Annotated in this window: 6 protein-coding genes; 1 reads left to right on the top strand and 5 read right to left on the bottom strand. The window is 72.2% G+C overall.

The genetic code is table 11. The annotated features are described in order from the left end of the window. From ACTHJJ_RS00385 to ACTHJJ_RS00405, 5 genes are all read right to left on the bottom strand, one after another. Positions 1–352 (bottom strand): Rieske (2Fe-2S) protein (locus ACTHJJ_RS00385; protein WP_440300957.1); only part of this gene is annotated, 352 nt, incomplete at its 3' end. Continuing rightward, positions 349–1,245, bottom strand: coding sequence for a phytoene/squalene synthase family protein (locus ACTHJJ_RS00390; protein ID WP_440300958.1), 897 nt, complete (start codon positions 1,243–1,245; stop codon positions 349–351). The genes ACTHJJ_RS00390 and ACTHJJ_RS00385, both read right to left, overlap by 4 nt. Positions 1,246–1,252: 7 nt before the next feature. Beyond that, positions 1,253–2,734 carry a phytoene desaturase family protein gene (gene crtI / locus ACTHJJ_RS00395; protein WP_440300959.1) on the bottom strand — a complete coding sequence of 494 codons (1,482 nt, stop codon included), beginning with the start codon at positions 2,732–2,734 and terminating at the stop codon, positions 1,253–1,255. Between the two features lie 24 nt (positions 2,735–2,758). Beyond that, positions 2,759–3,778, bottom strand: coding sequence for an LLM class flavin-dependent oxidoreductase (locus tag ACTHJJ_RS00400; RefSeq protein ID WP_440300960.1), 1,020 nt, complete (start codon positions 3,776–3,778; stop codon positions 2,759–2,761). Then, entirely contained in the window at positions 3,775–4,377 is a 603-nt protein-coding gene (locus ACTHJJ_RS00405) for a nucleotidyltransferase family protein (RefSeq protein WP_440300961.1), read from the bottom strand. Before ACTHJJ_RS00405 ends, ACTHJJ_RS00400 begins: the two co-directional genes overlap by 4 nt. 78 nt (positions 4,378–4,455) lie before the next feature. Here ACTHJJ_RS00405 and ACTHJJ_RS00410 point away from each other — a divergent pair, with 78 nt between their 5' ends. Next, positions 4,456–5,220, top strand: coding sequence for an endonuclease/exonuclease/phosphatase family protein (locus ACTHJJ_RS00410; protein WP_440300962.1), 765 nt, complete (start codon positions 4,456–4,458; stop codon positions 5,218–5,220). Positions 5,221–5,432: the final 212 nt, after the last annotated feature.

A 5,432-nucleotide genomic window follows, 5' to 3' on the forward strand; every position in this document is an offset into this window, starting at 1 on the left:
CGAGCAGCGCCCCCAGGTGAGGGCACGTACCGGGACCGGCGAGCAGCGTGCCGTCGCCGGTACGCCACAGCACGACCTCTCGTCCACCCACGGTCCTCGTGCGGGACCGTCCCGTGCCAAGCTCGGTCGAGGCACCAAGGACGTGCCAGCCGCCAGGGTCCCGCTGCTGGGACGCGAGGAACGCCCGCCGGATGCGTGCCGGCCGCGCGTCGCGCCACGTCTCGGCGAGGTGGGTCCGCGGCACCTCCGGCATGACCTGCAGCGGATTGAGCCGGCGCCCGGGTGGCCGGGGGACCGGTGCAGCGGCATGCCCACTCCGGGACGTGTCGGTTCGCAGCCGCCTGAGGGTCATGGGGTCACCGTCCTTCGTCGCACCGTCCCGGTGCCGGTCCCGACCAGGATCGTGCGGGCCACCACCCCCGCCTTGCGCCAGGTCGGCACCCTGGCTCGCCCGGAGAAGACGTCATAGCCCCGCCTCTCGATCCGCTCGAGGATGCGTGCGTAGAGCGTCCGGGCGGTCGAGATGCACCGGGCGGAGGCCGCCGGGAGCAGGGGTATGCCGCAGTCCGCCTCCCGGTAGAGCACCCGGTTGCGCTCGACCTCGAAGCGCATGAGCTCGCGCCAGGCCGGCGTGACCTGCCGGGCCCAGGGGTCGGCACCGAACCGGGTGAGGTCCTCCTGGGGCAGGTAGACCCGGCCCCGTCCGAGATCCTCGCCGACGTCCCTGAGGAAGTTGGTCAGCTGGAAGGCGAGCCCCAGGGCCCGCGCAGGCTCGAGGGCATCCGGGCTGCTCGGCTCGAGCACCGGGAGCATCATCTCGCCGATGACCGCGGCCGACCCGTCCATGTAGTCGAGCAGCTCATGCCAGGTCGCGTAGGTGGACTGGGTGAGGTCCTGAGCCATGGCGTGGAAGAACCGGGTGAAGCAGCCGCTGTCGATCCCACACTGCCGCACGCTGTGACCGATCGCCGCGGTGACGGGGTCGTCGGTCGGGGATCCTGCGGCGACCCGCCGGAAGTTCTCCGCGAAGTCGCCCAACCGGGCCTGCGTGGTGACGGCCTGGGTGCCGCTCGTCGCACCGGGGGCGTCGACGATGTCGTCGGCGAGGCGGCACAGGGCGTAGACGGCGTAGACGTGCCGACGCCGCGCCGCCGGCAGGAGGAGCGTGCCCCAGTAGTACGTCGTGCCGTGTCGGCGCGTGATCGCTGCGCACCGCCGGTAGCCCTCGTCGAGGAGGGGGCTCATCGCGTCCTCAACCATGTCGGGCCCCGGGCAGGTAGTCACGGACACGTTGCGCGGCGAGCTTGCCGCTGATGAGGACCATCGGCACACCGACGCCGGGCACCGTGCCGGAGCCGGCGAAGAAGAGGCCGGGGACCCGTCGCTCCACGTTGCTGGGGCGGAACGGGCCGGTCTGCAGAAAGGTGTGCGACAAGGAGAAGGGTGTGCCGCAGTGCAGGCCCAGTCGCTGCCAGTCGAGCGGCGTCAGGAGGCGCTCGGTGACGATGTCGGTCGGGTAGCCGGTGGCGCCCAGGAAGCGATGGAGCCGTTCTCGCATCGGCTCCCGCTCCCGGCGCCAGTCGAGGCGGCCGGTGAGGTTGGGCACCGGCTCGAGCACGTAGAGCACGGTGTGGTCCGGTGGCGCGAAGGCGGGGTCGGTCACGGTGGGCACGGTGACGAGCCGCGATGGCTCCGGCATGAGGCGCCCCTCATCGACGAGGGCGCGGAAGGCCCCGTCCCAGTCCGCGCCGAAGTGGACGTTGTGATGGGCAGCGGCCGGCGGCGGGGGGCCCTTGGCGCCGACGTGCCACACGACGGCGGACGGCGAGTAGGTACCGGTGCGGACCACGCGAGGGGGCACGAGGTCCGGCAGCAGCTGCTCGTAGGCCGTCGGCAGGTCGACGGTGCAGACGACCGCGTCGGCGAAGAGGCGCTCGCCGGTATCGATCTCCACGCCCGCGAGGACGCCACGACGGTCGCGGACCAGCCGGGTCACGATGGCGCCGTACCGCAGGTCGGCGCCTGCCTTGCCGGCAGCGGCGGCGAGCGCCTCCGGAACGGCGGCCATCCCACCTTCGGGCCAGTAGACGCCCTCGATGACGTCCATGTAGGTGATGACGGCGTAGAGGGCGAGTGCGTCCTCGGGGGACAAGCCCGCGTAGAGGGCCTGGAAGGAGAAGAGCCGGTGGAGGCGCTCGTCGCGGAACCACTCGCGGACGACTGGTCCCAGCCGACGGAAGCCGCCCAGCCGAAGCAGGCGGGCGGCGGCACGCGGGGACCGGAGCAGGTCGAGCGGGCGGTCATAGTTGGCGTCGATGAAGTGCGGCATCTCGAGGCGGTAGAGCCGCCGCAACCACGCCACGAAGTCGACGAAGGCGGCCGCGTCGACGCTGCCGCACGTGTCCCGGATCTCCTCGCGCATCGCCTCGACGCCGCCCCGGACCCGGATCTCGCTGCCGTCGGCGAAGCAGGCGCGGTAGCCCGGGTCGAGCACCCGCACAGGCAACGCCTCCTCGAGGGAGGAGCCGGCCGCCGCAAGGCACTCCCCGACGAGGTCCGGCATCGTCATCACGGTGGGGCCCGTGTCGAAGGTGAAGCCGTCCTGGCGCACTCGCAGCCCGCGACCCCCAGGCGCGTCCTGACGCTCCAGGACCGTCACCTCGTGGCCGAGGCCGACGAGGTGGCAGGCCGCGGAGAGGCCCGAGAGACCGGCGCCGACGACGATGACTCGCATGATCCCCACCCCCCCGCGGACCGCTCAGCGCCAGCCGAGGTCGGGTGCGACGTGCCTCAGCACGCTCTCGATGACGTGGGCGTTGTAGTCGACGCCGAGCTGGTTCGGCACGGTGAGCAGCAGGGTGTCGGCCGCCGCGATCGCCTCGTCCTCCGCGAGCGCCGCGACCAGCCGGTCCGGCTCGTCCGCGTAGGACTTGCCGAACCGGGCCTGGCCGCCCTCGAGCAGGCCGACCTGGTCCTGGCTCGCCGCCTCGTGGCCGAAGTAGGCGCGGTCCGTGTCGCTGACGATCGGGAAGATGCTGCGGCTCACCGACACCCGCGGTTCGCGGGGGTGCCCCGCGGCCCGCCAGGCGTCGCGGAACCGCTCGATCTGCTCGGCCTGCAGCTGGTGGAAGGGCACGCCGGTGTCTTCCGTGAGGAGGGTCGAGCTCATGAGATTCATGCCCTCTTCGGCGGTCCACTCGGCCGTGGCACGGGACCCGGCGCCCCACCAGATCCGGTCGCGTAACCCCGGCGACTGCGGCTCGAGGCGGAGCAGGCCCGGCGGGTTGGGGAACATCGGCCGTGGGTTCGGCTCGGCGAAACCGTGCCCCTGGATCATCTGGAGGAAGACCGCCGTGTGGTGGCGCGCCATCGCCGCGGCGTCCGAGTCCTCGTCGGGGACGTAGCCGAAGTAGCGGTAGCCCTCCACAACCTGCTCCGGCGACCCTCGGCTGATGCCGAGCTGGAGGCGCCCACCCGAGATCAGGTCGGCCGCGCCGGCGTCCTCGGTCATGTAGAGGGGGTTCTCGTAGCGCATGTCGATGACGCCGGTGCCGATCTCGATCCGGCTCGTGCGGGCCCCGATCGCGGCGAGGAGCGGGAACGGCGACGCGAGCTGTCGGGCGAAGTGGTGCACGCGGAAGTAGGCGCCGTCCGCACCGAGCTCCTCCGCGGCGACCGCGAGGTCGATCGACTGGAGCAGCGCGTCCGATGCCGTCCGGGTCTGGGAGTGGGGGGACGGCGTCCAGTGGCCGAAGGAGAGGAACCCGATCTTCTTCATCGTGCGTCAGCCCCGTCCCGGAGCCCCGGCGTCCCCTCGGGTGCCTGCCCCTTGATGATCCCGAGCCGTCGCAGCAGGAACAGCACGGCCGCGGCGAAGTCGTTCCCCGCGGCGTCCCGCTCGACCTGCTCCCAGTCGATCTGCTCGCGCAGGGCACGAGCGACCGCGACGGGCATCGTCAGGTCGCAGTAGTGCTCGTCGAGAGCGTTGAGCTTCGAGACCATGAGGTCCGTCGCCGGCATGACGGGCATGTCCACCGAGAGCACCTGCATCTCCGTCGCCCGCTGGACGAGGTCGCGACCGGCGGTCCGGTCGGAGTCACGCCAGATGACGTCGACCATGCCGCCGCTCGTGAAGACCTTGAAGAGCCAGTCCTCCGGCGGGTCGACGACGTTGAGCCCCTCCTCCTCGGCGAGGAACTTGGCCGCCTCGGCCGCGTCCTCCTCGGCGATGAGGAAGTCGACGTCGTGGTTGGGCTCGGGCCCTCCGCGCGCCCATGCGGCATACCCACCTATGAGCGCGAAGGGCACCCCGGAGCGCTTCAGCGCCACGGCGACGGTCTTGAGCGCCTCACGGAGGTCGGCCGTCTCATCGGTCACCATGCGACACCTCTACCCCGCGACGCGCGACGCACCCATGGAACGCGTCAGCGCTCATCGGGCGGGTAGGGCACACGGATGAGAGTGGCGACCTTCAACATCCTCAACGGGCGCGTGCCGACCGACCAGCAGGTCGACCTCGACGGGTTCCGGGCCGCGATCCGCGAGCTCGACGCCGACGTCCTCGCGATGCAGGAGGTGGACCGCAACCAGCACCGCTCGGACCACGCCGACCTGACCGCCATCGCCGCCGAGGCGATGGGCGCCACCGAGCACCAGTTCGTCGCGGCGCTCGCCGGCAGCCCGGGCTCCACGTGGATCGCCGCCACCGGTGAGGAGCAGCCGGACGCGGCCGCGTACGGCATCGCGCTCCTCTCGCGCTACCCGGTGCAGGGCTGGCAGGTGGTCCGTCTGGGAGCGCTCCCGTTCCCCGTGCCGATGCGCTTCAAGGGCCGCTGGTGGCCCGAGCTCGTGCGCGACGAGCCGCGCGTCGCCGTCGTCGCGGCGGTGCAGACGCCGCAGGGGTGCGTCACGGTCGTCAACACTCATCTGTCGTTCATCGACCGATGGAACGCGCGCCAGCTGAGGCACCTCGTCACGAGCCTCGCCGACGAGTCGGGCCCGTTCGTGCTCATGGGCGACCTCAACATGGGGCCCGAGCCCGCGGCGCGGGCGAGCGGCCTCCGGCCGGTCACGTCGCAGCTGACCTTTCCCGTGGAGGCGCCCACCCAGCAGCTCGACCACATCCTCGTGCGCGGGCCCGTCCGCGGGGGCGGGGACAAAGCGCTCGCCCTGCCCGTCTCGGACCACCGTGCGCTCGTCGCCGAACTGTCGCTCGACTGACGGAACGCGCCCGGGCCCGTATGCCGCCCAGCGGGCTCGCGCGGCCCGCAACCTCGGTGCCGGTCCGGCTCAGCCCGCGGCTCGGCCGTTGAAGGCCTCGGCGATGGGGGTGTCGCCGTCGTTGAACTCGTAGATCCTGCCGACGGTCGCCGGTGACTCGAGGACGGCCGCGATCGCCGCCGCCACGTTGGCCCGGGACACGTGGCTTCCCG

It is taken from the genome of Intrasporangium sp. (genome assembly GCF_051961875.1).
Classification (GTDB): Bacteria; Actinomycetota; Actinomycetes; order Actinomycetales; family Dermatophilaceae; genus Intrasporangium_A.